This window comes from Bacillus sp. FSL K6-4563 (genome assembly GCF_038630405.1).
Classification (GTDB): domain Bacteria; phylum Bacillota; class Bacilli; order Bacillales; family Bacillaceae; genus Bacillus; species Bacillus pumilus.
Map to the genome: position 1 here is coordinate 2,364,577 of NZ_CP152030.1, position 22,371 is coordinate 2,386,947.

Annotated in this window: 28 protein-coding genes and 1 pseudogene; 5 read left to right on the plus strand and 24 right to left on the minus strand. The window is 40.5% G+C overall.

Annotated features, from left to right (window positions below; all coding sequences use genetic code 11):
• The first annotated feature begins 31 nt into the window (after positions 1-31).
• Positions 32-1,264 carry a beta-ketoacyl-ACP synthase II gene (fabF, locus tag MHH54_RS11930; protein ID WP_342500274.1) on the plus strand — a complete coding sequence of 411 codons (1,233 nt, stop codon included), beginning with the start codon at positions 32-34 and terminating at the stop codon, positions 1,262-1,264.
• 173 nt (positions 1,265-1,437) lie between these two features.
• On the opposite strand, the gene MHH54_RS11935 is transcribed toward fabF, so the two are convergent.
• Entirely contained in the window at positions 1,438-1,638 is a 201-nt protein-coding gene (locus tag MHH54_RS11935; protein ID WP_003217377.1) for an NUDIX hydrolase, read from the minus strand.
• A 149-nt stretch (positions 1,639-1,787) separates the two neighbouring features.
• On the opposite strand from MHH54_RS11935, the gene MHH54_RS11940 reads away from it, so the two are divergent.
• Positions 1,788-1,919 (plus strand): hypothetical protein, encoded by a 132-nt coding sequence (locus MHH54_RS11940; RefSeq protein WP_003217310.1) that lies wholly within the window; start codon positions 1,788-1,790, stop codon positions 1,917-1,919.
• 52 nt (positions 1,920-1,971) lie between these two features.
• On the opposite strand, the gene MHH54_RS11945 is transcribed toward MHH54_RS11940, so the two are convergent.
• The 6 genes from MHH54_RS11945 to MHH54_RS11970 form a co-directional block, all read right to left on the minus strand.
• Positions 1,972-2,163 carry a hypothetical protein gene (locus MHH54_RS11945; RefSeq protein ID WP_003217441.1) on the minus strand — a complete coding sequence of 64 codons (192 nt, stop codon included), beginning with the start codon at positions 2,161-2,163 and terminating at the stop codon, positions 1,972-1,974.
• A 100-nt stretch (positions 2,164-2,263) separates the two neighbouring features.
• A complete protein-coding gene (locus MHH54_RS11950) occupies positions 2,264-3,676 on the minus strand; it encodes a polysaccharide deacetylase family protein (RefSeq protein WP_342500275.1) in 1,413 nt (470 codons plus the stop codon).
• A 159-nt stretch (positions 3,677-3,835) separates the two neighbouring features.
• Complete coding sequence (locus tag MHH54_RS11955; protein ID WP_095117944.1) at positions 3,836-4,375, minus strand: delta-aminolevulinic acid dehydratase; 540 nt, start codon at positions 4,373-4,375, stop codon at positions 3,836-3,838.
• 116 nt (positions 4,376-4,491) lie between these two features.
• Positions 4,492-4,827, minus strand: a complete 336-nt coding sequence (locus tag MHH54_RS11960; RefSeq protein WP_342500276.1) for a GNAT family N-acetyltransferase — start codon at positions 4,825-4,827, stop codon at positions 4,492-4,494.
• Positions 4,828-4,845: 18 nt separating this feature from the next.
• Positions 4,846-5,013: a hypothetical protein gene (locus MHH54_RS11965; protein ID WP_159037604.1), complete on the minus strand. Its 168-nt coding sequence runs from the start codon at positions 5,011-5,013 to the stop codon at positions 4,846-4,848.
• An 18-nt stretch (positions 5,014-5,031) separates the two neighbouring features.
• Positions 5,032-5,325: a CotD family spore coat protein gene (locus tag MHH54_RS11970; protein WP_003216648.1), complete on the minus strand. Its 294-nt coding sequence runs from the start codon at positions 5,323-5,325 to the stop codon at positions 5,032-5,034.
• A 178-nt stretch (positions 5,326-5,503) separates the two neighbouring features.
• On the opposite strand from MHH54_RS11970, the gene MHH54_RS11975 reads away from it, so the two are divergent.
• Positions 5,504-5,821 carry a hypothetical protein gene (locus MHH54_RS11975; RefSeq protein WP_106029119.1) on the plus strand — a complete coding sequence of 106 codons (318 nt, stop codon included), beginning with the start codon at positions 5,504-5,506 and terminating at the stop codon, positions 5,819-5,821.
• 35 nt (positions 5,822-5,856) lie between these two features.
• Positions 5,857-6,069 carry a hypothetical protein gene (locus MHH54_RS11980; protein ID WP_003216677.1) on the plus strand — a complete coding sequence of 71 codons (213 nt, stop codon included), beginning with the start codon at positions 5,857-5,859 and terminating at the stop codon, positions 6,067-6,069.
• Between the two features lie 35 nt (positions 6,070-6,104).
• Here MHH54_RS11980 and MHH54_RS11985 read toward each other — a convergent pair whose 3' ends face one another.
• The 4 genes from MHH54_RS11985 to MHH54_RS12000 all read right to left on the minus strand — a co-directional run bounded on the left by MHH54_RS11985 (position 6,105) and on the right by MHH54_RS12000 (position 11,289).
• Entirely contained in the window at positions 6,105-7,445 is a 1,341-nt protein-coding gene (locus tag MHH54_RS11985; protein WP_106029118.1) for a sugar porter family MFS transporter, read from the minus strand.
• An 81-nt stretch (positions 7,446-7,526) separates the two neighbouring features.
• Positions 7,527-8,948, minus strand: a complete 1,422-nt coding sequence (gene araA, locus MHH54_RS11990; protein WP_342500277.1) for an L-arabinose isomerase — start codon at positions 8,946-8,948, stop codon at positions 7,527-7,529.
• Between the two features lie 17 nt (positions 8,949-8,965).
• Positions 8,966-9,670: an L-ribulose-5-phosphate 4-epimerase gene (locus tag MHH54_RS11995; protein WP_003216476.1), complete on the minus strand. Its 705-nt coding sequence runs from the start codon at positions 9,668-9,670 to the stop codon at positions 8,966-8,968.
• Positions 9,664-11,289, minus strand: coding sequence for an FGGY-family carbohydrate kinase (locus tag MHH54_RS12000; RefSeq protein ID WP_106029115.1), 1,626 nt, complete (start codon positions 11,287-11,289; stop codon positions 9,664-9,666). Before MHH54_RS12000 ends, MHH54_RS11995 begins: the two co-directional genes overlap by 7 nt.
• A 273-nt stretch (positions 11,290-11,562) precedes the next feature.
• Between MHH54_RS12000 and MHH54_RS12005 the strand changes: the two genes are divergently transcribed.
• The gene (locus tag MHH54_RS12005) at positions 11,563-12,663 is read left to right on the plus strand and encodes a GntR family transcriptional regulator (RefSeq protein WP_342500278.1); all 1,101 of its coding nucleotides are present in this window, start codon (positions 11,563-11,565) and stop codon (positions 12,661-12,663) included.
• Positions 12,664-12,696: 33 nt separating this feature from the next.
• On the opposite strand, the gene MHH54_RS12010 is transcribed toward MHH54_RS12005, so the two are convergent.
• The 13 genes and pseudogenes from MHH54_RS12010 to MHH54_RS12070 all read right to left on the minus strand — a co-directional run bounded on the left by MHH54_RS12010 (position 12,697) and on the right by MHH54_RS12070 (position 22,337).
• Complete coding sequence (locus MHH54_RS12010; protein WP_003216513.1) at positions 12,697-13,422, minus strand: DsbA family oxidoreductase; 726 nt, start codon at positions 13,420-13,422, stop codon at positions 12,697-12,699.
• A 140-nt stretch (positions 13,423-13,562) separates the two neighbouring features.
• A complete protein-coding gene (gene hxlB / locus MHH54_RS12015; RefSeq protein ID WP_065098472.1) occupies positions 13,563-14,120 on the minus strand; it encodes a 6-phospho-3-hexuloisomerase in 558 nt (185 codons plus the stop codon).
• The gene (gene hxlA / locus MHH54_RS12020) at positions 14,117-14,749 is read right to left on the minus strand and encodes a 3-hexulose-6-phosphate synthase (protein WP_003216301.1); all 633 of its coding nucleotides are present in this window, start codon (positions 14,747-14,749) and stop codon (positions 14,117-14,119) included. The genes hxlB and hxlA overlap by 4 nt, the downstream gene beginning before the upstream one ends.
• Positions 14,750-14,938: 189 nt before the next feature.
• On the minus strand, positions 14,939-15,295 hold the full coding sequence (locus MHH54_RS12025) for a winged helix-turn-helix transcriptional regulator (protein WP_065098474.1): 357 nt from the start codon (positions 15,293-15,295) through the stop codon (positions 14,939-14,941).
• Between the two features lie 75 nt (positions 15,296-15,370).
• On the minus strand, positions 15,371-16,240 hold the full coding sequence (locus tag MHH54_RS12030; RefSeq protein WP_003216335.1) for an alpha/beta hydrolase: 870 nt from the start codon (positions 16,238-16,240) through the stop codon (positions 15,371-15,373).
• Positions 16,241-16,409: 169 nt separating this feature from the next.
• Complete coding sequence (locus MHH54_RS12035) at positions 16,410-16,562, minus strand: hypothetical protein (RefSeq protein WP_223251147.1); 153 nt, start codon at positions 16,560-16,562, stop codon at positions 16,410-16,412.
• An 18-nt stretch (positions 16,563-16,580) separates the two neighbouring features.
• On the minus strand, positions 16,581-16,928 hold the full coding sequence (locus MHH54_RS12040) for a YxiJ family protein (RefSeq protein WP_003216235.1): 348 nt from the start codon (positions 16,926-16,928) through the stop codon (positions 16,581-16,583).
• A gap of 188 nt (positions 16,929-17,116) precedes the next feature.
• Positions 17,117-17,593 (minus strand): hypothetical protein, encoded by a 477-nt coding sequence (locus MHH54_RS12045; protein ID WP_003216582.1) that lies wholly within the window; start codon positions 17,591-17,593, stop codon positions 17,117-17,119.
• Between the two features lie 93 nt (positions 17,594-17,686).
• Positions 17,687-18,292, minus strand: a complete 606-nt coding sequence (locus MHH54_RS12050; RefSeq protein ID WP_342500279.1) for a hypothetical protein — start codon at positions 18,290-18,292, stop codon at positions 17,687-17,689.
• Between the two features lie 56 nt (positions 18,293-18,348).
• Positions 18,349-18,978 carry a hypothetical protein gene (locus tag MHH54_RS12055; protein ID WP_342500280.1) on the minus strand — a complete coding sequence of 210 codons (630 nt, stop codon included), beginning with the start codon at positions 18,976-18,978 and terminating at the stop codon, positions 18,349-18,351.
• Positions 18,979-19,334: 356 nt separating this feature from the next.
• Positions 19,335-19,994, minus strand: coding sequence for a hypothetical protein (locus MHH54_RS12060; protein ID WP_003216579.1), 660 nt, complete (start codon positions 19,992-19,994; stop codon positions 19,335-19,337).
• Between the two features lie 262 nt (positions 19,995-20,256).
• Positions 20,257-21,000: pseudogene (gene blaBPU, locus MHH54_RS12065) on the minus strand (BPU family class D beta-lactamase).
• 173 nt (positions 21,001-21,173) lie between these two features.
• Positions 21,174-22,337, minus strand: coding sequence for an acyl-CoA dehydrogenase family protein (locus MHH54_RS12070; protein ID WP_003216433.1), 1,164 nt, complete (start codon positions 22,335-22,337; stop codon positions 21,174-21,176).
• Positions 22,338-22,371: the final 34 nt, after the last annotated feature.

Below are 22,371 nucleotides of genomic sequence, written 5' to 3' on the forward strand. Positions count from 1 at the left end.
AAAGTTAATAAAAAATAAGGAGGGAATTATTATGAAAAGAGTTGTCATTACTGGAATGGGAATTATTTCGCCTCTAGGAAATGATGTAAATAGCTTTTGGAATCAACTAGTTAAAGGTCAATCGGGAATATCTCTAATTGATTCTTTTGATACTATTGATTATAAAACAAAGATAGCTGGAATGGTTCGTGATTTCGATGTAGATGGAATATTTGGGAGGAAAGAAGCCAAACGTTTAGATCGATTTAGTCAGTTTGCTTTAGCAGCAGCCGAACAAGCATTAGAAAAATCACAATTACAGTTAGATAAGGTTGATCTTGAACGTTTAGGGGTATACGTTGGTTCAGGGATCGGAGGTATACAATCACTTGTTGATAATGTGAATGTATTAAATAAACGAGGTCCCGCAAGAGTAAGCCCTAGCCTTGTACCAATGATGATTTCAAATGCAGCTGCGGCTCAAATAAGTATTAGATTAGGGGCACAAGGCCCGTCATTATCACCAGTAACGGCCTGTTCAATCGGGAACACCTCTATTGGTGAGGCTTTCAATGCTATCCGAAATGATGAGGCAGATATTATATTTGCCGGTGGAGCAGAAGCTGCAATCACACAGTTATCTTTGGCTAGTTTTGGAAACGCCCATGCACTATCTACAAAAAACCAAGATCCAAGTCGAGCCAGCCGTCCGTTCGATACAGATAGAGATGGCTTTGTTATGAGTGAAGGCGCAGGTATTTTAGTATTAGAATCATTAGAAAACGCTATTCTTAGAGATGCGCCGATATTATGTGAAGTAGTGGGATACGGAGCTAGTTCAGATGCTCATCATATGGTAGCATCACACCCAGAAGGTAAGGGTGCCTACTTAGCAATGAAAAAAGCATTGAGAAGTGCAAATATATCAACAGGTGAAATTGATGTTATTAGTGCTCATGCAACAAGTACACAAATAGGTGATCGTTCAGAAATTCTAGCTATTAAGAAAATGTTTGGTGAACATTCCCGCAAAATTCCAACAACTGCAAACAAATCATTGACTGGTCACATGCTTGGTGCTGCTGGTGGAGTAGAAGCAATTGCTTTAGTGGAAAGTTTGAGACAAGGAATTATTCCTCCAACTATTAATGTAGAGAATTTAGATCCAGATTGCGACTTAGATGTTGTCTCAAAAACGCGAAATCTTCCAATGAAATATGGACTATCAAATTCTTTTGGCTTTGGCGGACATAATTCAGCAATCGTGTTAAAGAATTATGATTGAAGATCCACCTTTATAATTCAGAGGTGAAATAAATACATCTACCAAGGGTTGATCACCCTTGGTTTCAAATTTAGAATATCATGATCCGGATCTAGAATGTTCATCTGCCCGCCGATGATTTCCGCAAAGAAGGTCACGATGAGTGCATGATGCATTTTATCGTGAAAGAATACTTATCGAACCGAATGAAGTTCATTTACTTTGCAAACATACCCTGTCTCTTCTTTCACCTCACGGACCACGGCCTGCTGCAGGTGTTCACCTTTTTCTACAGTACCGCCTGGAAGTTCCCAATATCCCTTTACATTTTTGACCATTAACATATTTTCTTCCTCATCATAAATAATAGCTGATACTACGTCTACTCGTTTCAAAGAAATCTCCCCAATCATTCTCTGTTTACATCAATTGTCGAATAAATAGCACGAACTGTTCATTTCAATACATTCATTATACTGTATCCTTGACAAGGTAATGGATAAGGAAGCAAAACAGCATTCGTGAGCAGGTAGGAGGCCATAGCATGTGGATCATCATCATTTTACTTATTGTCCTCATTGGGTTTACTGGGAATATCGTTTCTTTATTAAGACAAATGAAAGAGTCAAACGAGAAAATCATACAACTGTTAGAACATCAAAAACCGAAAAAATAAAAACTTCTCTCATTTAGAGGGAAGTTTTTTAGAGAAAGCAATTAGACAATTCTTACCGTTTTTCATGAAGCAACATATATCTGATTCGACGAATATAATGCAGCGCAATATGAACGAGACATAAAATGAGCCCGATCATCGCAAGAATATAGATGGGCAGCATCAAACCAGGTACATAATTGACGATAAAACCCAAACAAAACGCTGTCAGCATATATAGGCTGATCAACCTCATCAATACCATCCGAAGCCCTCCCTTTCCACACTCATTTTAACATCATTTCCCTTTATTTTCATAATTGGCTTTAAAAAAAGATGCGAATCCACTAAGATTCGCATGATCATTACGTATTCAATTCACCTTTCTTCGCCCGCGCTTCCTTCCACTGCTCAAGCTCTGACACTGTCAACAATTGATATCCTTGTTTGGTTAATTCCTTGATAATCGTGACAGCTGCATTTGCCGAGGTGTCATAGATGTCGTGCATTAAGACGGTTTCTCCGCTAGACGCATGTGTGAGAATGTAGCTCGCGACGTACTGGCTGTTGCGATATTTCCAGTCTTCAGGATCTACGTCCCAAAGCGTGACTTTCATATTGACAGCCGCGTTGATTTGCCCGTTTGTTCCTCCATATGGCGGTCTAAAGTGAGTCGGTGTAAAACCGCTCGCTTTTTCAATGATTTGCTGGGTCTCTTCTACCTGTTTGACGGCTTGTTTTAATGGCAGTCTTGTGAGTAAAGGATGGCTATAGGAATGATTTCCGATTTCATTCCCACCCTTTCTGATTTTACTTAGCATATCGGGATAATATTGAACCCTGCTGCCTAATACAAAAAATGTCGCATGTCCTTTGTTTTCTTTTAAAGCTGTTAAAATTTTTGAGGTCGTTGATGGATTTGGTCCATCATCGAACGTAAGGGCAATGGCTTTTTGATTTGGATTAAACGCTGACTGTTTTGGCAGTTTTACGATCTTTCTTTTTGGGATCGGTTCTTTTTTCTCATTTTTGTTCTTTTCTTTATTAATATATTCAGGCTTTAGCATTCCTTTAAGCAGGGTTTTTTTAATCGCCAGCACTTGAGAGCCTTGTTTGTCTGATCCGATTTGCCCTACTGGAAAGTAGAATTCAATAAAACGATCCTTGATGGCAAAATACTGATAATGCTCTGCCGCAGGAGACGTTCCTTGCTTGAGTAAATGCTCATTTTCAGCAAGAGAACGATCTTTCTTTAACTCCTCAAATGTCATTTGAGACAGTTTTTGCAGATCTTCTTTCTTTGATAAAAATAAATCATCTATTGATAAAAAATGCTGTTTCTTGAAATCAAAATTGAATATCTTCGTTTGATGTGCGCCTTTTACTCCGCCTTTCAATTCATATGTATTGAATTTAATCGCAGCAGTTTGCTTGGCATAATGAATAATCTCGTAATCTATATTTAATTCGTATCGATTCTCTTCATCGACATCGCTCGCTTCGCTAAATGATGTTTTGAATTTGTCTAGCGCTGTTTCTGCAAATCTTTTCATCTCTTGATCTAGCTTTTCTTGATGAAAGACCGGATAGTTGACAGCATATCTCATGTATCTCCCGTCATTCACGAGGGTGACTATCTCAACTTCTTTATAACTCGCATCTGGTTCTACCTTCTTCTTCTCCGTCCCACTTGCCTGCTGATTATGATAAAATGCAGCAATTCCGATGATGATTGCAAGTCCGCATAGGACGAGACTGATTTTCCATTTCATTGACACAATAATTCCCCTCTCGTGATGGCGTCATGCCTTGATGACGTGTGTTTGTAGGATAGACTTTGTGCGAACCTAATTTAGTTTTCAAAAAACATAATCGTCACACTTTAGACACATTTTAAAAGAGGAATAGAAAAAGGGCTTGATTTCTCAGCCCTATCATTATTTTTGCATATATAGTTGAAATAATCTCGTTTCTTCATCAATCGAACTCGCTCGATCAAAAGCCGCTCTGACCGTCTTTGTATTGTTTAAGCGCTCATAAAGCAAGGTCAATACAAAGATAAATGCCGCATCTCCATCAATGTAATCATCCGGCGCTATATAGGACATGGCACCTGCTTCTAAGAAGGCATCTGCTAATTTTTTCTCACCTAGTGTGCAACCTGTAGAAATGACGTGAATCCCCTTTAATGAAGCATACTGCTTGATTTCATCCGCTCCAAAAGCAACGCCTCTAGGCTCCTCATCTTCGTATACATCTTCCCCTAATTCAGGCATGATCAATGCTCCTTCTTCACCGTGAAACGATAAAAGAAGGTAATCTATTTCTCTTCTATTTCTACCAGATAACACATGAATCAGGTCATTCGGTCTTCCAATCCAATGCATATCGACTTTCGCGCCGAAGTTTTCAAGTGCTGCACGCAGTGCAAAAGATTCCAGCTCACTATTGGGTCCTGCTACTAATGTGATGCACATGGCTTGTTGATCCACTTCTATCTCCTCCAGACTATGATAAAAATAAAACCATTTTTTCCTCATCTGCATATGTATGATCTGGCCATTTTAGTGCTTTTTCTTCAAGCGCGTATGACTCAAATCCAATAGAGCGATACAGGCGTTTGGCTGAGTGATTGGTCGTCACGACTGATAAATACATTTGCTCGATGTCGTGTCGTTCTCCGGCGAATGAAAGAACTTCTGTACATCAAGGTCTTGCCTACTCCTTTTCCGCGGGCACCCGCTGTAACATAATACATCGCTGCCACATTCGCTCGGTGCTTTAATTTCTGTAAGTTTTCTTGGATGAGGGTGACCATTCCCACTAGCTTCCCTTGATCAAAGGCGCCAAAGGTCCACATCAATTGTACCGAAGCAAAACGAGCTGCGTATTTTTCTATTGTACCGATTTGCTCTTCTTCATAACTCATCGCAAAGCCCTCTGGATGTCATCGTAGTGCTTCTAGTCTCAACGCGGCATATTCTTCAGCATCATCTGGAATTAACAATCGAATATTCAGAACATCGCCCCCAACAGAATGATTCATACTTCCAATTTTATCTTGAAAGGAGATTTTGATCAAAATTTTTCTTCTGAAAATAAAAAGGCATCCCATAAAAGGATTCCCCCTTCATTACCACTTGCAGCGTTTCACTGGACGGCAGCAAGGGTTTTTGATATCACTGCCGCAATCGTATTCTTTCACGATATACTCGTTATGAGTCGACTCAGTGACAGGATAGTAGTTTTCAATTCTTTTGATGTTTTTATTGACGTTTGTGATATGCGTTGGATGAATTTTTCTGATGGTTTGTTCATTCGTTCTTGTGTTGACAATTTGACGTGTGGGGAAAACAACCGTTTCATCTTCTCCATGGTTTCCTCTGCGAGGTCCAAAGAAAAAATCATCTAATCGATTCCGGCTCATCTCAACACCCCTTCAATTTGTCTTTCACTTACACTCTATCGTATGTAAGAGACGTCATTCGTGATTAGATGCTTGTCTATTTTTAAAAAAATCCACTATTCATCTCGTTTTCTCTTTCTTTACAAAAGGTCATTTTTAACATATTATACAAATGATATCTTGCGCAGAAAGGACATCTATGAAAACAAAACATAAACTCTTTTTATTCATGACATTTATTGTCATCATCATTGCTCTTCCAATGCTATCACCTATGATCTTCACAAATTCAACCGAAAAAGGCGCTATCCGGAAATCAATTTACCAAGAAGGATACGCTTACCAAAGCTATTTTGCTATTTTGAAAAAAACGAAGTACAAAGATCCTGAGTATGGCCAGCTTTATGATGTTTACTGGCAGGCTTGGAAAAGTGAAACAGGGATGACACCTTCTGTCTGCTATTCGAAAAAGGTCGAGAAAAATGAATATAAGGTTAGCTGCGGTACCGCCCCATAACCTTCCCACTCATCATCAAACACGAGGTGAACGATATGATCAATACGACACAACCAATCGAACGAAACAAGCTGGACATTGCACTTGAACTGACTCAATTGCATTTGAATCGATATGAAACGAATCATCCTGATCAGCTGAGTGAGGTTTATGCAAAATATTATGCGCTGCTTGAAGTGCTGGATTTATCTTCTTATGATCAATTGATTGATTTATTGCCAGATGAGCTAAAACAGACGCTTGAGTAAAAAACCCTCTATCCACATGGGATAGAGGGTTTTCTTTATACTCGTGCTGCCATATCGGTTTCGATTTGCTCTAAGCTTCTTCCTTTTGTTTCAACTAGTACAAAGCGGGTGAACAATAGTCCGATTAAGCAGATGACACCAAATGAGGAGAAAATGACCCCAAAGCTGAATTTATCTGCCAGGATAGGGAACACGAGTCCAACGGCTAACGATCCCGTCCAGTTAAAGGCAGATGAAATACCTGCGCCGATACCTCTGACAGAAAGCGGGAAGATTTCGCCGATGATGATCCACGTGATCGGTGCCCATGAGAAGGCGTAGCACAAGATAAAGCAGCAAAGCGAAATCAATGTCACCCAGTTTAAAATCCCTTCACTCACGCCAAGTGCACCTAATGCGGCTGGTGCAAAGAAAGAAAGGGCCATGCCCGTTCCCCCTACGGTGAGAATCGTTCGGCGGTCGAACCGGTCGACAAATTGTAAAAAGATCACGGTGGTGACGACAAAAATGACACCGACAATGACTGTAAAACCTGCGGCAACCTGAGGTGCAAGCCCTACATTCCGAGCAATACTCGTTGCATAATACACAATGGAGTTCGCCCCTTGAATTTGCTGAAGGGTCGCCATCCCAACCCCTATGAAAAGAGCCATTCTAAATTTCTTTTGGAACAATTCGCGAATACCAGAGCGTTCTTCTTTTGCGACTTCTAAAATTTCCTGCATCTCTGCTTCGATTTCCTCATCAGAAGAGCGCAGTGATCCTAATACTTCCCGTGCTTTATGAGGCATTCCGTGTTTAATTAAATATCTCGGAGATTCAGGGAGCTTCAGCATACCAATATAAAGCACGATGGCAAATAAAGCGGCACTACCGAGCATCCAGCGCCAGCTGTCTGGAATAGGTTCAAACACAAATGCGACAATATAGCTCAGCAATAGTCCGCTCACGATCATGAGCTGATTGAGACCGGACAATTTCCCGCGAATTTTAGCAGGAGCAATTTCAGACATGTATGCCGGCACCAAAGATGAAGCTGTTCCTACGGCTGTCCCTAAAAAGATACGTGCAATGGTTAATGAAATCTCTTCTGGTGCGATAGCTGATCCGATCGCTCCGACAAAAAAGATAACGGATGAGACCAAAATAAGCTTTCTGCGGCCAAATTTATCCCCTAACAGACCGCTTAAAATGGAGCCGATAATCGCCCCGCCCATTAATGAAGAGACGACAATTCCAAGCCATAATGGGCTGAGCTGAAATTCTTGCTGAATATGTCCTTCTGCCCCTGCAATAATACCAATATCATATCCGAATAAGATGCCTGCAAAGGATCCGAAAAAGAAAATAAATTTGCTTGACACTTTTTTCTCCAAGTGGATGACCCCCTCACTTAATTAACCGCTTTCATTTCATCCCGTGCTTCTACTGCACTCAGTAGAAGACCTTTCACCCTTCTATAAAACCACATATTCTGCACTCACAAGTTTTGCAAAATGAACAATTTGATCAACCGTTAAATTGAGGGATACGACTGTATGATGACCCCCGCCTTGCTTAATCCATGCTTTGACGCCGTCCTGAAAATTCGGCTTGATTTTCCAGAGCACACGTGCAACCGGTAAATGAGGTGCTGCTTCCTCCGGCTCAAAGGCTTCGACTTCTTGTATGAGCCATTTGAAATGAGTTCCAAAGTCAGCAATAGAAACAACAACACCTTCCCCTGCTTTTCCATCAAACACAAGGCGAGCTGGATCTTCCCTGTTTCCGATTCCAAGTGGAGATACGACAATGACAGGTTTCGTATGGGCGAGCGCCGGATCTACTTCTAACATATGAGATTGCAGCACTGCTTCCTGTCCAGAGGTCATTTCATACGTGTAGTCCTCCATAAAACCAGTGGATTGATGATGACTCATCACTTTTAATAACCGGTCCAGCGCAGCAGTTTTCCAATCGCCTTCCCCGGCAAAGCCATATCCTTTTGCCATTAGCCGCTGTACCGCAAGTCCTGGCAGCTGCTTCATTCCATGTAAATCTTCAAAGTTTGTCGTAAAGGCATTGTACCCGCCTTCATCTAAAAAGCGTTTGATAGCGATTTCATAGCGCGCTTGCACCTTAACACTTTTTTCCCAATCTTCAACTGAATACGTTCCATAATCCACATCATATTGCGTTAAATACTCTGCAAATAATGCATCTACCTCTGCTTCTTCTACTGCACTCACATATTCGACAAGATCGCCTATGCCAAAGTAATCAACGGTCCACCCTAGTTGAATCTGGGCTTCGATTTTATCACCTTCTGTTACAGCCACGTGGCGCATGTTGTCACCAAACCTAGCCACTTTGATCTGAAAGCTTTCATGATAGGCAGCTGCCACGTCCATCCAATCAGCGATTTGCTGCTGCACATCCGGCTTAGACCAATGACCGGCAACAATTTGGTTTTGTTTATTTAAACGTGCATTGATATAGCCATATTCTCTGTCTCCATGGGCAGATTGATGAAGATTCATATAGTCCATGTCGATCGTGTCCCACGGAATCTTTTCATAATACTGTGTGACAAGATGCAAAAGAGGCTTCTGCAAAAGATTGGTCCCGCGTATCCACATTTTTGCCGGTGAAAATGTATGCATCCACGTCATGACGCCGACAACTTCATCATGATAATTGACCTCTTTCATCAGCTTTGTGATTTGATCCGCGCTGACAGCTAGCTCCTGCAAGATCACTGGATAAGGAAGTAAACCGCTCTCATTTAAGGCATCCGTCATTTTTTGTGCATCTGCTTTTACTTTCTGCAGTGCTTCATCTCCGTATAAATGCTGTGATCCGACAATAAACCAGCATTCTTTATGTTGACTTGTTAACATAGATATCCCTCTTTTCTTTATCTTGAAGGTTTTTGTCCGTAATACGCATGTTCGCCGTGTTTTCTTAAGTAATGTTTATCTAAAATTCGCTGCGGAAGAGGTTCTGCGTATTCATTTAATTGCTTTGCGAACAAATTCATTTTGGCAACTTCATCTAAAATCACACTGTTTGTGACCGCACTTTTTGCATCTTTCCCCCACGTAAATGGACCGTGGCCTTGCAGCAATACACCCGGCACCGCCATCACATCTAGGTTTCTTTTCTCAAACGTTTCGATGATTAGCCGGCCCGTTTCTACCTCATAACCACGATTCACTTCATCTTCTGTCAGAAATCGAGCACACGGAACAGCGCCGTAAAATGTATCGGCATGTGTTGTGCCCATTGCCTGTAAATCGAGACCTGCCTGCGCCCAAACGGTTGCCCACATGGAATGGCTATGTGATATACCACCAATTTCCTCAAAGTGTTTGTAAAGGACAGCATGTGTTGCTGTATCTGATGAAGGGCTGTATTCCCCTTCCACTACTTCACCGTCAAAGTCGACCACAACCATGTCTTTAGCTGATAATTGGTCATACGCTATACCGCTAGGCTTAATAACGAATAGACCGCTGTCACGATCACACGCACTGACATTGCCCCATGTGAATTTCACAAGTCCATATTTCGGTAAATCTAAATTGGCTTCGTATACTTCTTCTTTTAAGCGTTCTAGCATACGGTTGTCACTCCTTTCTTTGGCATCAGATGTGATACTGCCGCCTCTTCAATCGGAAGGCCGTCTTGATAGCGCTTTAAAAATTCGCCAAAGCCTTTGACATCAAGCGGATCGGGTTCTATCAGTTCTTCTGATGTATGGGCAAACACTTGATGCGTGAGAAATTCAGCCAATGTTTGCTTTTGATGATGGACCATATAGGAAGCGAGGACAGCCATTCCAAACGCACCGCCTTCTCCCGCAGTGGAAACGACTGATACAGGTGTATCAAGCGCTGCCGCCACCATTTTTTGACCAACGAGCGGTGTTTTAAATAACCCTCCATGTGCTAATAAACGATCAATCACAACATGTTCTTGTTCTTTTAAGCGATCCATCCCTATTTTCATTGCGCCAAAAGCAGAAAAAAGATGGGTACGCATGAAGTTAGCCAGATTAAAGCGGCTTTCAGCTGATCTGACAAAAAGAGGTCTTCCTTCTGGCAGTCTTGTAATATTTTCACCAGAATAATAGCCATAGCTTAAGAGTCCGCCGCCATCTCGATCTGCTTCTAACGCCTGCTGCAATAAGGCTTCGTATACCTTTCCTGACGACACTTGCACGCCTAGTGCGTCAAATGCCTCTCTAAAGATATTCATCCAAGCATTTAAGTCACTTGTACAGTTGTTCGCATGAACCATTGCGACTGGCAGTCCGTCCGGCGTTGTGACCATATCCACTTCTGGATACACACCCTTTAGCTCCTGCTCTAGCACAATCATGGCAAAAACAGATGTCCCAACTGAAATGTTCCCTGTCCGTTTTTCTACACTGTTTGTTGCCACCATGCCCGTTCCGGCGTCACCTTCCGGGGGGCAAAATGGAATGCCTGGCCGCAAATGTTTGCCTTGATCTAAAATGGCTGCTCCTGCTGCCGTTAACACGCCAGCCTCCTCGCCGGCTAAATAAACACGCGGCAGAAGGTGACGGAGCTTCCACGGATAGCCTTTTTCTGCGATCAAGTCTTCAAATTGATGGAGCATTTCTTCATTGTAATCTTTCGTTTGTTCATCAATTGGGAACATGCCTGACGCATCCCCAATTCCAATGGCCTGCTTTCCTGTTAACAGCCAGTGAATGTATCCTGATAGGGTGGTCATATATTCTAAACGGGAAAGATGTTTTTCCTCTTCTAATATGGCTTGATACAAATGGGCAATGCTCCATCTTTCTGGAATATGAAATTGGAAGACATCCGTCAGTTTTTGACTCGCCTCAATGGTTGTTGCATTCCGCCATGTGCGAAACGGAACGAGGACCTCTCCTGTATGATCACATGCCACATAGCCATGCATCATAGCTGATACCCCAATTGAGCCAATGGTTTGAATGGTCACGCCATACCTTTGCTCGACTTGCTCTTTCATCTCTCGGTACGCTACTTGAAGACCTGTAATGATATCAATTAAGTTGTACGTCCAAATTCCTTCCTGGAGAGAACTTTCCCACTCAAATGCACCTTGGGCAATTGGCTGAAACGCTTCATCTATTAAAATGGCTTTAATTCGTGTTGAACCAAATTCAATCCCTAAAGATGTCCGTCCTTCTTTTAAGGCTTTGGTCGTCTCTTCATGATTCATTCTGCGTTCACCTCCATGAATGATAACGGTTTCAATTTTCGTTTTCTAGATTCATTGATTCTCTGTGCACATTCACAATATAATATTTGTACGTACATATGTCAATGATAAATATAGTTGTACATACACAATATGACAAAAACCTGCACTTTTCTAAAGCTGGTACGACAAAAAGGGGAAGCGCCTGTTTTTGATTCGACAACCATGTTAAAATATGTCCATACAATTTCTTCTCAATCCGAGTAGATGATCAACTGAGAAAGAAGTGAAACGATGAAAAAGAAGTACCAGATCATTATCGATGATATAAAAAGCAAAATACTCACAGGGGATTACCGGATCGGGGAACGTATTCCAACTGAATCAAGCCTGCAGGAGATGTATCAAGTGAGCAGGCATACGGTTCGAAAGGCCATCTTAGAATTGTCGAGTGAAGGGTTTTTGCGAAGTGAAAAGGGTTCAGGCACATTTGTGACCAATCAATATCAAACAAAGCCTGCTGGACATACGCATATGAGAACGATTGGGGTTATCACGACATACATATCCGATTACATTTTCCCTTCCATCATTCGAGGCATTGAAAGCCGATTAAACGAAGAGAACTATTCTTTGTTACTGGCGAGTACGAATAATGATGTAGAACAGGAGAAAAAAGCGCTCGAAATGATGCTGTCCTTTGGTGTGGACGGACTCATTGTCGAGCCGACGAAAAGCAATTTACACAACCCGAACATCTCGTACTACCTATCTTTTAAAGAACAGGATGTACCGCTCATTATGATCAATGCCTATTATGAGCAGTTAGAGGTCCCTTTTCTCTGTTTGGATGATGTGAAGTCCAGCTATTTAGCCACAAAAGAGCTGATCACCTCGGGACATCAGCAAATCGGCCTGATCTCAAAAACAGATGATTTACAGGGAAAGTACCGAATGAAGGGCTATATTCAAGCGCTCGGTGAAGCCAAGCTTAATTTCCTGCCTGAGCACGTACTCTTTTTCGATACAGAATCGAAGCAGCATTTGGGGGATGATATTAAAACTTTCTTATTAAAGCATCAGCATGAGCTGACTGCCATTGTTTGCTATAACGATGAGGTTGGATTAGAAGTTGCCAATGTATGCAGTGACATCGGGCTGTCCATTCCAGAGGATCTTTCCATTATTGGACAGGATAATTCGTATATTGCCCAGAAAAATGCCCATGTGAAGCTGACAACACTGACGCACCCTCAGGAGCAAATGGGCCGGGATGCAGCAGACTGGATGATTAAAAAGGTGCAAGGGAAGAAGAATCTCCCTCATCAAACCTTTTACGAACCTGAATTGGTTCCAGGTGAAACGATCAAACAAATGAATGCAAGAAAAAAATGAGCCCTTTTTGGAGAAGGCTCATTTTTTATATGGTTAGATCTCTTCTTTAGGGGCAGGCACTGCGCATACGCCATCTGCACATGCTGCTTCAAATGAATTGGCAGCCTCTTTCTCAGCTTGAGCTGCTTCTTCTGTCCAAGCCGTTTCAAGTGCACGCAGGAAGGTATCGGCTGGCTGTGCACCTGCCACTGAATATTTGCCATTGATCAAGAAAAACGGAACAGCATTGATACCAAGCTGTCTCGCTTCTTGTTCGTCTTTTCGGACATGATCTGCAAACTCTTCGCCGCCTAGAACTTGCTGTACTTCCTGCAAATCAAGACCTGCTTTTTCTGCAATATCTAAAAGGGTTTGACGATCACCAACATGCTTTCCATCTGTGAAATAAGCTTGAAACAGCTCTCCCATGACGAAATCGCCTTTTCCCATTTGACCAGCATATTGCGCCAGCTGGTGGGCATCAAAGGTGTTTGTCAACACGAGTGGATCAAATTGAAAATCGATTCCTTTCTCTTTGCCGGCCTGCTTCACCTGCTCATTCATCGCCATGGCCTGGCTGCGGCTCATCCCATATTTTTTGACGAGCATATCATGGACATCAAAATCGACCTGAGCAGGTGCATGTGGATCAAGCTCAAAGCTTTTAAACTCGATTTCTACCTGTTCCTTTTGAGGGAATTGTTCAAGCGCTGTTTCTAGTTGTTTTTTTCCTATATAACAAAAAGGACAGGCGATATCTGACCAGATTTGTACTTTCATCTTCATCTTCCTTCCGTGTTTACGCTTTTTCTTTAACGATGTAACAATTATAGTTACAACAAATCGGTTATGTCAAGATTCTGATCTTGATTGAAATGAAAAAACCTCTCCTTTTAAGAAAGGAAAGGCTTTGAAAATGACTATTCTAAATTGGCATGGTGACCGTACATTTTATGAGTGTCGAGTTCTTTTATTTCCATTAAACGTAAAATGACCGCATCGTATGTCAGAAGTAGCGCTTGCTCAAATAGCGAGCCCATTGGCTGAATGGTATGATGACTTCCTTCCTGTTGATCCTTTGGTGCACCTGACAGTAAGATGACTTTATCCGATAGATCAGCTAGAGGTGACTCAGCAGAAAGCGTGAAAGCTGCCACTTTTCCGCCAATTGCTTTCGCCTTTTTTGCAAGGACAAGCAAAGTCTCTGTTCGGCCAGATCCGCTCCCCACAATCAAGAGATCTTCTTCAGTAAAGGAAGGTGTATTGGTCTCACCGACCACATAAGCCTTGACTCCAATATGCGAGAGTCTCATGGCAAATGATTTTCCCATCAAACCAGACCTGCCAGCACCTGCCACAAAGACCTTTCTTACAGTTAAAAGGCTTGAGACAAGCCGCTCTGCTTGATCGTCTTGAATAGCGGGCGAGTGCTCAGAAAGCTCATTCAAAATGGCTTTCACATAGTCACTGGTCTTCATGATTGTGCGATCAGCTGCTTCATTTGTGCGGCCACTTCTGCTTTATTGTCCTGGCTTGCGATACCGCCGCCGACAATGATCAAATCAGGGTTTAATTTCACGACTTCAGGTAACGTATCAAGCTTAATTCCGCCTGCAATGGCTGTTTTCGCTTGTTTGACGACTTGTTTAATGGTCATAAGGTCAGCAAATGAGTTTTGTCCAACCGCTTGCAGGTCATAGCCTGTGTGCACACAAATGTAATCGACTCCAAGCTCATCCAGCTCTTTTGCCCGGCCAGCGATATCTTTGATACCAATCATATCAACTAAAATCTGTTTCCCTCTTGCTTTCGCTTCTTTCACCGCTCCTTGAATGGACATATCTTCTGCCGCTGCAAGAATGGTCACGATATCTGCTCCAGCTTCGGATGCCTGCTGCACTTCATAGCCGGCCGCATCCATAATTTTCAGATCAGCGAGTACACGTAAGTTTGGAAATGCCTGTTTGACTTCTTTGACGGCACGCAAGCCTTCGTTGATCACAACAGGTGTTCCAATTTCGACTACATCAATAGATCCTTCTACTTCTTTGATCAGCTCAATCGCTTCTGGTATATTCACTAAATCTAACGCTAATTGTAATTTCATGAACGTTCACTCCCGTTTTTTCATCTCATCTTCAAGAGCTACGTGAATAGGGCTTCTTGAACGATGAAATGAGTATAACAACAGGATGGAAGCAATCCAAGTACGCACTTTTTTTTTACATACTATACTTTTTCGCATATGGTTACAAAAAAGACACTGTCTTTCGACCAGTATCTTTTGCATGTATTACTATTTATCATCCTTTAAAAAATTGCTGTCGAGATACTGTTTTCCCCAATCATACATCGACTCTAAAATCGGCATTAAGCTTTCTCCTAGTTCTGTCAGAGAATACTCAACCTTTGGCGGAACGACAGGATAAACCTCCCGATGCACAATGTGATCTTCCTCTAATTCTCTTAGCTGATTGACAAGCATTCTTTGCGTAATCCCAGGCATTAACGACTTTAGCTCACCAAATCGTTTTGTCCCTTCTCTGCCCAGGTGCCATAAAATCAGCATTTTCCACTTACCGCCGATAATATTTAGCGTCAGCTCTTTTTCGCAATTGAACACTTTATTTTCCATACGTGATGACAACAACATACACTCCTTTGGTACAAACCATTTACGCTTTATCATATACTGCGGCAAAATGGATTGTCGAGCATACAGTCTTTGTTATTGATTTTGTTTGTTCACAAATGTCATAACAGACTCTGTCATTTTTTGCGCTTCTTTTGGCGCTCTGTCTGATCCAAACCATTTATTTAAATCACTGTGGCTCAGCGAATGGACCCGAAACACAAACTTAGAGCCTTTATCATGATTCAGTTTTTCTGCAAATCGATACACCTCAGGATTTTCCCACCCCGTGACCAAATAAACAGGCGGTACATTCGCTTGATTCATATAAGTGACAGGTGATGCCTTTGTCCAGCTCTTCTCCTGTTTACCAAATACTTTTTTATACGATGGAATGGCTTGGATAAATTGATTGATGTTTAACGGCCCATCTAAAATCACGATAGAATTGATCGTTTTTGGCGACAGCCCCACACGTTTTAAGTAAGTCGAATCTGTGGCCACCAGTGCCGTTAAATGACCGCCCGCTGAGTGACCCATGACATTGATTTTTGATGAATCAATTAGATACTCATCTGCATGATCCTTGACCCATTTAATGGCGTTTGCCGTATCATCTGCCATCTGCTCATAGTTGGCATCAGGGTGAAGCCTATAATTCATCGAAACAAACACATACCCTTGACCGGTAAAATAATCAGCCTTTGAAGCGACTCTATTCTTATCGCCGCCTGTCCAGCCGCCGCCATGGAGATAGATCATGACTGGATGCTTCTTCTTTTTGCCTTCATCTTTTCCCTTTGGCATGTACATATCGAGTGTTTGCTGTTTGTTTTGTGTGTCTGCATAATGGATGTTCGTCGTCGGCTTAGGCTGGTTTAAACGGAACACAAAGAATGCGCATACCAATAAGCCAGCGATGACTGCCGCAAATAAAAGCCATTTCATCATTCGATTCAATGTCATTGCACCTTTCTATGTTGGGATGGGGAAGTATCATTCGCACATATGTAGAGAGACTAGCCCGATTCATTTGATACGACTTGAATCATCGTTTGTTAACTCCAAATTTTTGATTTGAACAGAAGCGACATTGGTGAATTTTAGATGAATGTCTGCTTGTAGATTCGGGGATTCATATGGGATGTGTAGAAAGAACAATACAGTTGATCAAGTCGTAATGTTCATTATACTCTTTAAAGTAGTGAAATTCATTGATTTGCTTTAGAAGACTGATATCGAAATCAGGGATTTGCTTCTGGACTTTTTCATTTAAAAACCATGTCATCATTTGTCCTCCAAGAGGTTATTGTATAAGTGCAATCATTCGTTTTCTTGTTTCTTCATGGTATTGAACATAGGAATGCAATAAAGGGTACGATTCAAGGATCTGTTGATACGATTTGATTTGGGGATATTGCTCTTCAAATGACTGACGTAGCACGTTTAACTGTTTTTTCGGTATTCGTTTATGATCGATCACATAACTTAAGCTGCCTGCAACAAGTGAAAAAAACATATAAAAATCATCTGAACATATACCAGTTTCTTCTTCAAAAGAGACGATCTCATCTGGATAAGCTGAATCTAATAAGTATTGATAACGTTGTTTTAAATCATCGAATAAATCTTGTTTATCACGGCTGATTTTCATGGACCTTTCCCCAATCTCTCATTGTTTCTAAAATCTCATCTAGACTTTTATGTTAAATAGACAATTTGCATTTGTATCAAATTCTTCAAGTAGTTCATTGTACAGGTTCCATATTCTATGAGGACGGTAGCTGCATTCGATCCATCTTTCTAAACTACTAAACATCTCATTTCTCCTAACGAATCATGTCACGGAGTTTGTAAATATTCTTCAAATGAAATAAAGTCCGCTTTTTTTCGAAATTCGCTTAAGATTTTCTGATCTCTTGTAAAAATAACATCTGTCGAATCAAAAAAACCGATTTCAAACACAGCTTGGGGGATAACGGGTGTATAATTCACGTTCCAATATCGTTCATTATCTTCAATTTGAGGTATTGAACTGATATTCAAATGATCTACATGACGAGGCAATGCGGTCAAAACAGCGAAAATAAAAGAATAAGAATAGTCATGTAAGAATTTTTTGAAATGTTCACCCTTCAGAAATAAAAAATACGTATAATCCGGCCTGACTTCTGAATGAAATTGATTATTCCGACCATGAACCATTGTGAGTGTCACATCACTTATGACCCAATGATACTCTTCTACGTTTAAATTGATTTTCTTTATTAATTCATTTACTTTGAATAAATTTTCCTCTTTTGCTAATACGATTCTCATGACTTGCTCCACCTCATCGATTTAAAACATCAAACAAAACTAAAAATATTCTACAGTATCAAAATCAGATCATGTAGATATAAATAAAATTTATTATTTAGTTTTATAATTTCGAATCAGTTCCTTTTTAAAATCATCAGGAAGTTTTTGATTCGGAAATACAACTGAAATCCAATCTAATACAATCTCATCTAAAGTTCTCCACGTTTTTAACAATTGTTTATTCATTTGTTCTAATTGATGAACCGCTAGTACTCCTATGTCATAACCTCTTTCGCCATAAATGATCCATTTCGCAGAAGGGGAAAACCATATCACACGTGAAGCAATATCCATCATGCTATCATTTACACTCTCTATCGGATAATCCGTTAAGAGATCGAGGTAATCACTTGGCGTGAGGTTTAACGGGATTTTCACCCAAGGATAATAACCAAAATTAAAATAATAGTCATCTATGCTCTGTTGCTCATCTAATACAGCCATGAGTATATAGTCATCATGATGATTCAAAGCTAAACCTTTTAACATTTCCCAGCTATCATCTGATAACAACCAATGGAATTCTTCGAATAAATAATGAGGGGGGTTCGTTTTCAACACTTGATCAGGGAATGTTTTTGTCCTGTGAACGAGCGAATGAACAAACGATAGAACATGTTCAAATTCTTTTGGATCGGATATAAACAAATGTTTCACTTTATGCTCCTTTCATATCTTCGGGTAATTCTATCATTAGTCGTTGATACTCCATCTCACCGCTTGTAACATGACGCATAATGAGAAAGCATTTGAGTGTAATAGTCATTGAATGTTTTTTGATCCTTCAATAATCCTTCAAACCAATTTGCTAAAACAGGGTGATCCATTGGTTTCCACCCTTCTTTTAATAACCTATTTTTCACAGAATCTTTTGTTGATACCATTCCTATGATACAAATTTCCATATCTCTATCTGCCCAAATCGCCCACTGCAAAGAATGCGATAACCAGACCACTATGTACGAATTCGTTATGATATCATCCGCTATTGACTCTTTTGGGTGCGTCCATAGTGCATTTACATAATCCTCACCTGAAATGTTCACACTCGCTTTCAGCCAATTATAATAACCAAATTCCTTCAAATAATATTTGGTTGGATCTGGTTGAAGGACTGCAGTTAAAAATTCTCTATCTTGTGTAACAGCTGATAACTCTTTTATGGTTGGTAAAATATCATCACTCAATGCCCAATCAAACTCTTGAAACAAAAAACAATCAAATGTCTTACGGAAGACTTGTTGTGGCAGCTCTTTATTTGTGTCAAACACATGGTCTACTAAATTCTGATACAATTTGAATTCTTTTTCTGCACGAATAAATAAGTCTTCAAGCTGTTTCAAACAAATACCTCCACTCTTGTCGAACTAGTAGTTTTTTAATTCTTCCTCTATCTCTTCTTTTAATGTTTGAATTTTAATTGAAACCGAGTCATTTCGATTATAGAAAATGGAAGGATTGATTCCATTTGCTATCATTCCCAGCAGCCACTCTTCTATCAAATCGTCTAAATCAATCATTTCTGGTAATGATTTTCTCCCTGGTTCAGATGCTTCTTCAAAATTATCTAATCTTCATCACCAATAATGATGTTCTTTTTCTTATGTCCTTCTTCCCAAAAACCCATTAAAAACATACACTCCTTTGTAAGTTGCGTTCTTGATTTCCACAAGTGTTATGCTATTCTCATTTTGCTTTATCACGATAACCGTACACTTGTATAAACAGGTTTATTTGTATGTTTGAATAGTGCCACTTCATGATCATTTAGCCACTTAAGCTCTCGCATGTGATAAGAAATTTCTTCTAAATAAGTATCGGTTTTAGCAATTAATTTTTTAGATAAGATATTTCTTTTATTGTCTTCAATGACAAGATAGAGAGTAAACTGCTTTAGATCTAACTCGATCAGAGGATATGCTTTCTTTTTTTTATCGGGACTAAGTTTGGTTTGTTTTCCTTTTATCTCCGCTTTGTATTCCTTTTCTTTCATTTTTTGAAATGCCGCTTTGACTAGCTGACTGTCCCAATTTTTCAGTTCACATAGATAGAGCATCGCTTTTTCTAAAGTATCAGCTAAGATCTCTTTCTTATTTACTGCATTTTCAAATTCACTATAACTGAGGGGTACTTCTAGCTCATAGGTATTTTTTAAAAATAACATGTTAGGTTCTTCTTTTGAGGTACTCATTAATTTGTAGTCTTTAAATGAGCCACATATCAAAACAATGGCCTCACAATCTTTCGTTTGAATTCTTTTCCCTAATTCCCATAAAAACATTTCTGTCACACAAAGGGATTGGCTTGCTAAGTTCCCATCATCATCATCTGACATTAATTGTATATTTTTCAAATACACTTCTTATAAGCCTCCTAATGAGATTTTAATCAACTTATTTGTTGTATCTTTTTCGATATCTGCGATAGATTCTTTGGTCAAAACACTCAATTTAATTTTGTTAAAAATTCTACCTCTTGTATCTCCTAAATAATTGCTTAAGAAGAGATATTTTATTTCTAGTCAATTTCAATATTTTTCTATAAATATACCATACTTTCAAACTAAACCATATATCATCAACTTATCAATATATCCCCTTTTTCAATTGTAAAAAAGCACCCTAAACGGATGCTTCCATCAAATGATATTTTTTCAAAATGCGATAGGTGATGTCTTTTGCTTCTATGCCGGTGCCTTCGATATTTGTGGCGAAAATGTAGGTTTTATTTTCATGTTTGATAAAGCCTACGTACCAGCCGATACCTGATCCCGAGCCTGTTTTTCCGTATAGGGTGGCGTGTTTCTCTTCTTCTTGTACCATCATTCGTTTGACTGTTCTTATGACAGTTAGGTCAAATGGAAGAGTCTCTTCATATAGCTGTTTGAGGAAACGAACTTGTTCGATTGGAGAAATTCGCAGGGTACTGCTTAACCAAAATTGATCGATTCCGCCAGATATGTCTTTGTTCCCATAATGAATGGCTTTCACCCAATGATTCATGCGTTCTTCTCCAATGTCACGCGCCATGGCTTGATAGTACCAGACGACTGAATCTCTCATCCCAGATCCTAATGTATGATCCCTGTTCCAGCTCTCAATCTCTCTTTTTACTCCATCCCAATATTTGATGTCATATTCATCTCTCACTGCGCCCGTTTGGAGTCCGATTAAGGCATTTGTTACCTTAAATGTCGATTGAGGTGCAAAGCGCTCTTTCGCTCTTTTTTTGTTATACACTCAAGGTGACTTTTCTTTTACTTCTTGAATCACAAACGTGCCTTCCCGATTTTTAAAGAATTCATCTACTGACCACGCTGGTGATCTTGCTTCAGTTGATGAAGGCTGGCTGATACAAAGTGCCATCAGCATGATGCTAGAAAACAGCCATTTTATATACTTTTTCTTCAAAACAATCGCTCCTTTTCTCATGATTTCCATGATTGTAGCATGCTTAAGCGATGGGATATAAGGTACGCTTGTCCTCTTTTCTTTCAAATAAAAAAAGCCGGTTTATATCCGGCTTTTTGCTCTATATATTAGCTCTCTTTTTTCTCTTGAATGGCCTGTTTCGCCATTTTTGATATCGTCATATCGTCCATTGGCGGGTTATGGAGCCCGGCACGAATATCTCGATAGTAGCGCTGCAGTGGACAGTCTAGGCTTAAGCTTTTCGCACCCACTAAACGCATAGCTTTATCGACAACTTGCAAACTGTGATTAACGACGGTATGCTTTACAGCACCAAATTCATTGATTAACAGCTCTCTTTTCTCTGGCTTTTCATACAAAGTGGTCGTTGAGTAGATGACGTGGCGTGCTTGCTTTAATAGTAAGTCGATTTCGCCAATCAGTGTTTGGACATTTGGCAGATCACTAATCGTTCCACTGATGCTGTTCGGTGAGTGGGTGATGGCATACTGAACAGCATAGTCTCTTGCCGCTTGCGCAATCCCTAAATAGCAGGAAGGAATATGTGCAATCCAAGGATTTAGCGTAACACCCCGCGGCCCTTTTTGCACCTCCACAAGCATGTCATCTGAAACCTTCACCTGATCTAAGATTAAATCATGACTTTCAGTTCCTCTCATGCCCACAACATTCCACGTTTCTTCTATTGAAACACCTTCTGTCTCACGATGAATTAAGAAGAAGCCCATGGCCTCTTTTTCCTCGATCCATACGCCGACTAAAAAGTATGTAAGTGCTGGTGACATCGTTGTGAAAATTTTACGTCCATTGATGATCCACTCATTACCTGATCTAGTGGCTGTTGTCCCAGGCTTCCCGCCTCTTGTTGGACTGCCTGTCTGCGCCTCGCTCACGGCACGGTTGACAAGGGCGCCCTTCTTCACTTCTTCCGCAAAGAATTGTAGCTGCTGCTCATTCCATTGTTTCTTTTCGTAAATTTCGCCTACAACCCCTTGGTGCCAGCCGATTGATAAAGTAGTTGCTCCGTCCATACTGCCGAGCGTCTCTTGAAACAGAACCATATCCGTGACAGATTGACCTCCGCCTCCGTATTCAGCAGGAAGAGACAACGTCGTATAGCCCATCTCTACTAATGATTCAATATTTTTTTCAGGAAAATAAGCGCCTTCATCATGTTCTTTTGCCGTTTGTTCGATCGTTTCACGAAGAGATTCCAGTTGATTGAGCCATGTTTTTTGAAAATCGGTATCGACAAATAATGCTTTAGACAAAACGTATCCAACTCCTCTATATCTCACAATCTAT

What these genes read in the sequence shown, in the direction of transcription:
- araA (WP_342500277.1), bottom strand. Translation starts at nt 8,948, where the DNA reads ATGTTAACAAGTCAACATAAAGAATGCTGGTTTATTGTCGGATCACAG.
- MHH54_RS12005 (WP_342500278.1), top strand. Translation starts at nt 11,563, where the DNA reads ATGAAAAAGAAGTACCAGATCATTATCGATGATATAAAAAGCAAAATA.
- MHH54_RS11975 (WP_106029119.1), top strand. Translation starts at nt 5,504, where the DNA reads ATGAAAACAAAACATAAACTCTTTTTATTCATGACATTTATTGTCATC.
- hxlA (WP_003216301.1), bottom strand. Translation starts at nt 14,749, where the DNA reads ATGAAATTACAATTAGCGTTAGATTTAGTGAATATACCAGAAGCGATT.
- MHH54_RS11940 (WP_003217310.1), top strand. Translation starts at nt 1,788, where the DNA reads ATGTGGATCATCATCATTTTACTTATTGTCCTCATTGGGTTTACTGGG.
- MHH54_RS12030 (WP_003216335.1), bottom strand. Translation starts at nt 16,240, where the DNA reads ATGACATTGAATCGAATGATGAAATGGCTTTTATTTGCGGCAGTCATC.
- MHH54_RS11980 (WP_003216677.1), top strand. Translation starts at nt 5,857, where the DNA reads ATGATCAATACGACACAACCAATCGAACGAAACAAGCTGGACATTGCA.
- MHH54_RS11945 (WP_003217441.1), bottom strand. Translation starts at nt 2,163, where the DNA reads ATGGTATTGATGAGGTTGATCAGCCTATATATGCTGACAGCGTTTTGT.
- MHH54_RS12035 (WP_223251147.1), bottom strand. Translation starts at nt 16,562, where the DNA reads ATGACATGGTTTTTAAATGAAAAAGTCCAGAAGCAAATCCCTGATTTC.
- MHH54_RS11960 (WP_342500276.1), bottom strand. Translation starts at nt 4,827, where the DNA reads ATGAGTTATGAAGAAGAGCAAATCGGTACAATAGAAAAATACGCAGCT.
- MHH54_RS12010 (WP_003216513.1), bottom strand. Translation starts at nt 13,422, where the DNA reads ATGAAAGTACAAATCTGGTCAGATATCGCCTGTCCTTTTTGTTATATA.
- MHH54_RS12000 (WP_106029115.1), bottom strand. Translation starts at nt 11,289, where the DNA reads ATGAATCATGAAGAGACGACCAAAGCCTTAAAAGAAGGACGGACATCT.
- MHH54_RS11965 (WP_159037604.1), bottom strand. Translation starts at nt 5,013, where the DNA reads ATGGGATGCCTTTTTATTTTCAGAAGAAAAATTTTGATCAAAATCTCC.
- MHH54_RS12025 (WP_065098474.1), bottom strand. Translation starts at nt 15,295, where the DNA reads ATGTTGTTGTCATCACGTATGGAAAATAAAGTGTTCAATTGCGAAAAA.
- MHH54_RS11955 (WP_095117944.1), bottom strand. Translation starts at nt 4,375, where the DNA reads ATGTGCATCACATTAGTAGCAGGACCCAATAGTGAGCTGGAATCTTTT.
- MHH54_RS12045 (WP_003216582.1), bottom strand. Translation starts at nt 17,593, where the DNA reads ATGAGAATCGTATTAGCAAAAGAGGAAAATTTATTCAAAGTAAATGAA.
- hxlB (WP_065098472.1), bottom strand. Translation starts at nt 14,120, where the DNA reads ATGAAGACCAGTGACTATGTGAAAGCCATTTTGAATGAGCTTTCTGAG.
- MHH54_RS12040 (WP_003216235.1), bottom strand. Translation starts at nt 16,928, where the DNA reads ATGAAAATCAGCCGTGATAAACAAGATTTATTCGATGATTTAAAACAA.
- MHH54_RS11970 (WP_003216648.1), bottom strand. Translation starts at nt 5,325, where the DNA reads ATGAGCCGGAATCGATTAGATGATTTTTTCTTTGGACCTCGCAGAGGA.
- fabF (WP_342500274.1), top strand. Translation starts at nt 32, where the DNA reads ATGAAAAGAGTTGTCATTACTGGAATGGGAATTATTTCGCCTCTAGGA.
- MHH54_RS11995 (WP_003216476.1), bottom strand. Translation starts at nt 9,670, where the DNA reads ATGCTAGAACGCTTAAAAGAAGAAGTATACGAAGCCAATTTAGATTTA.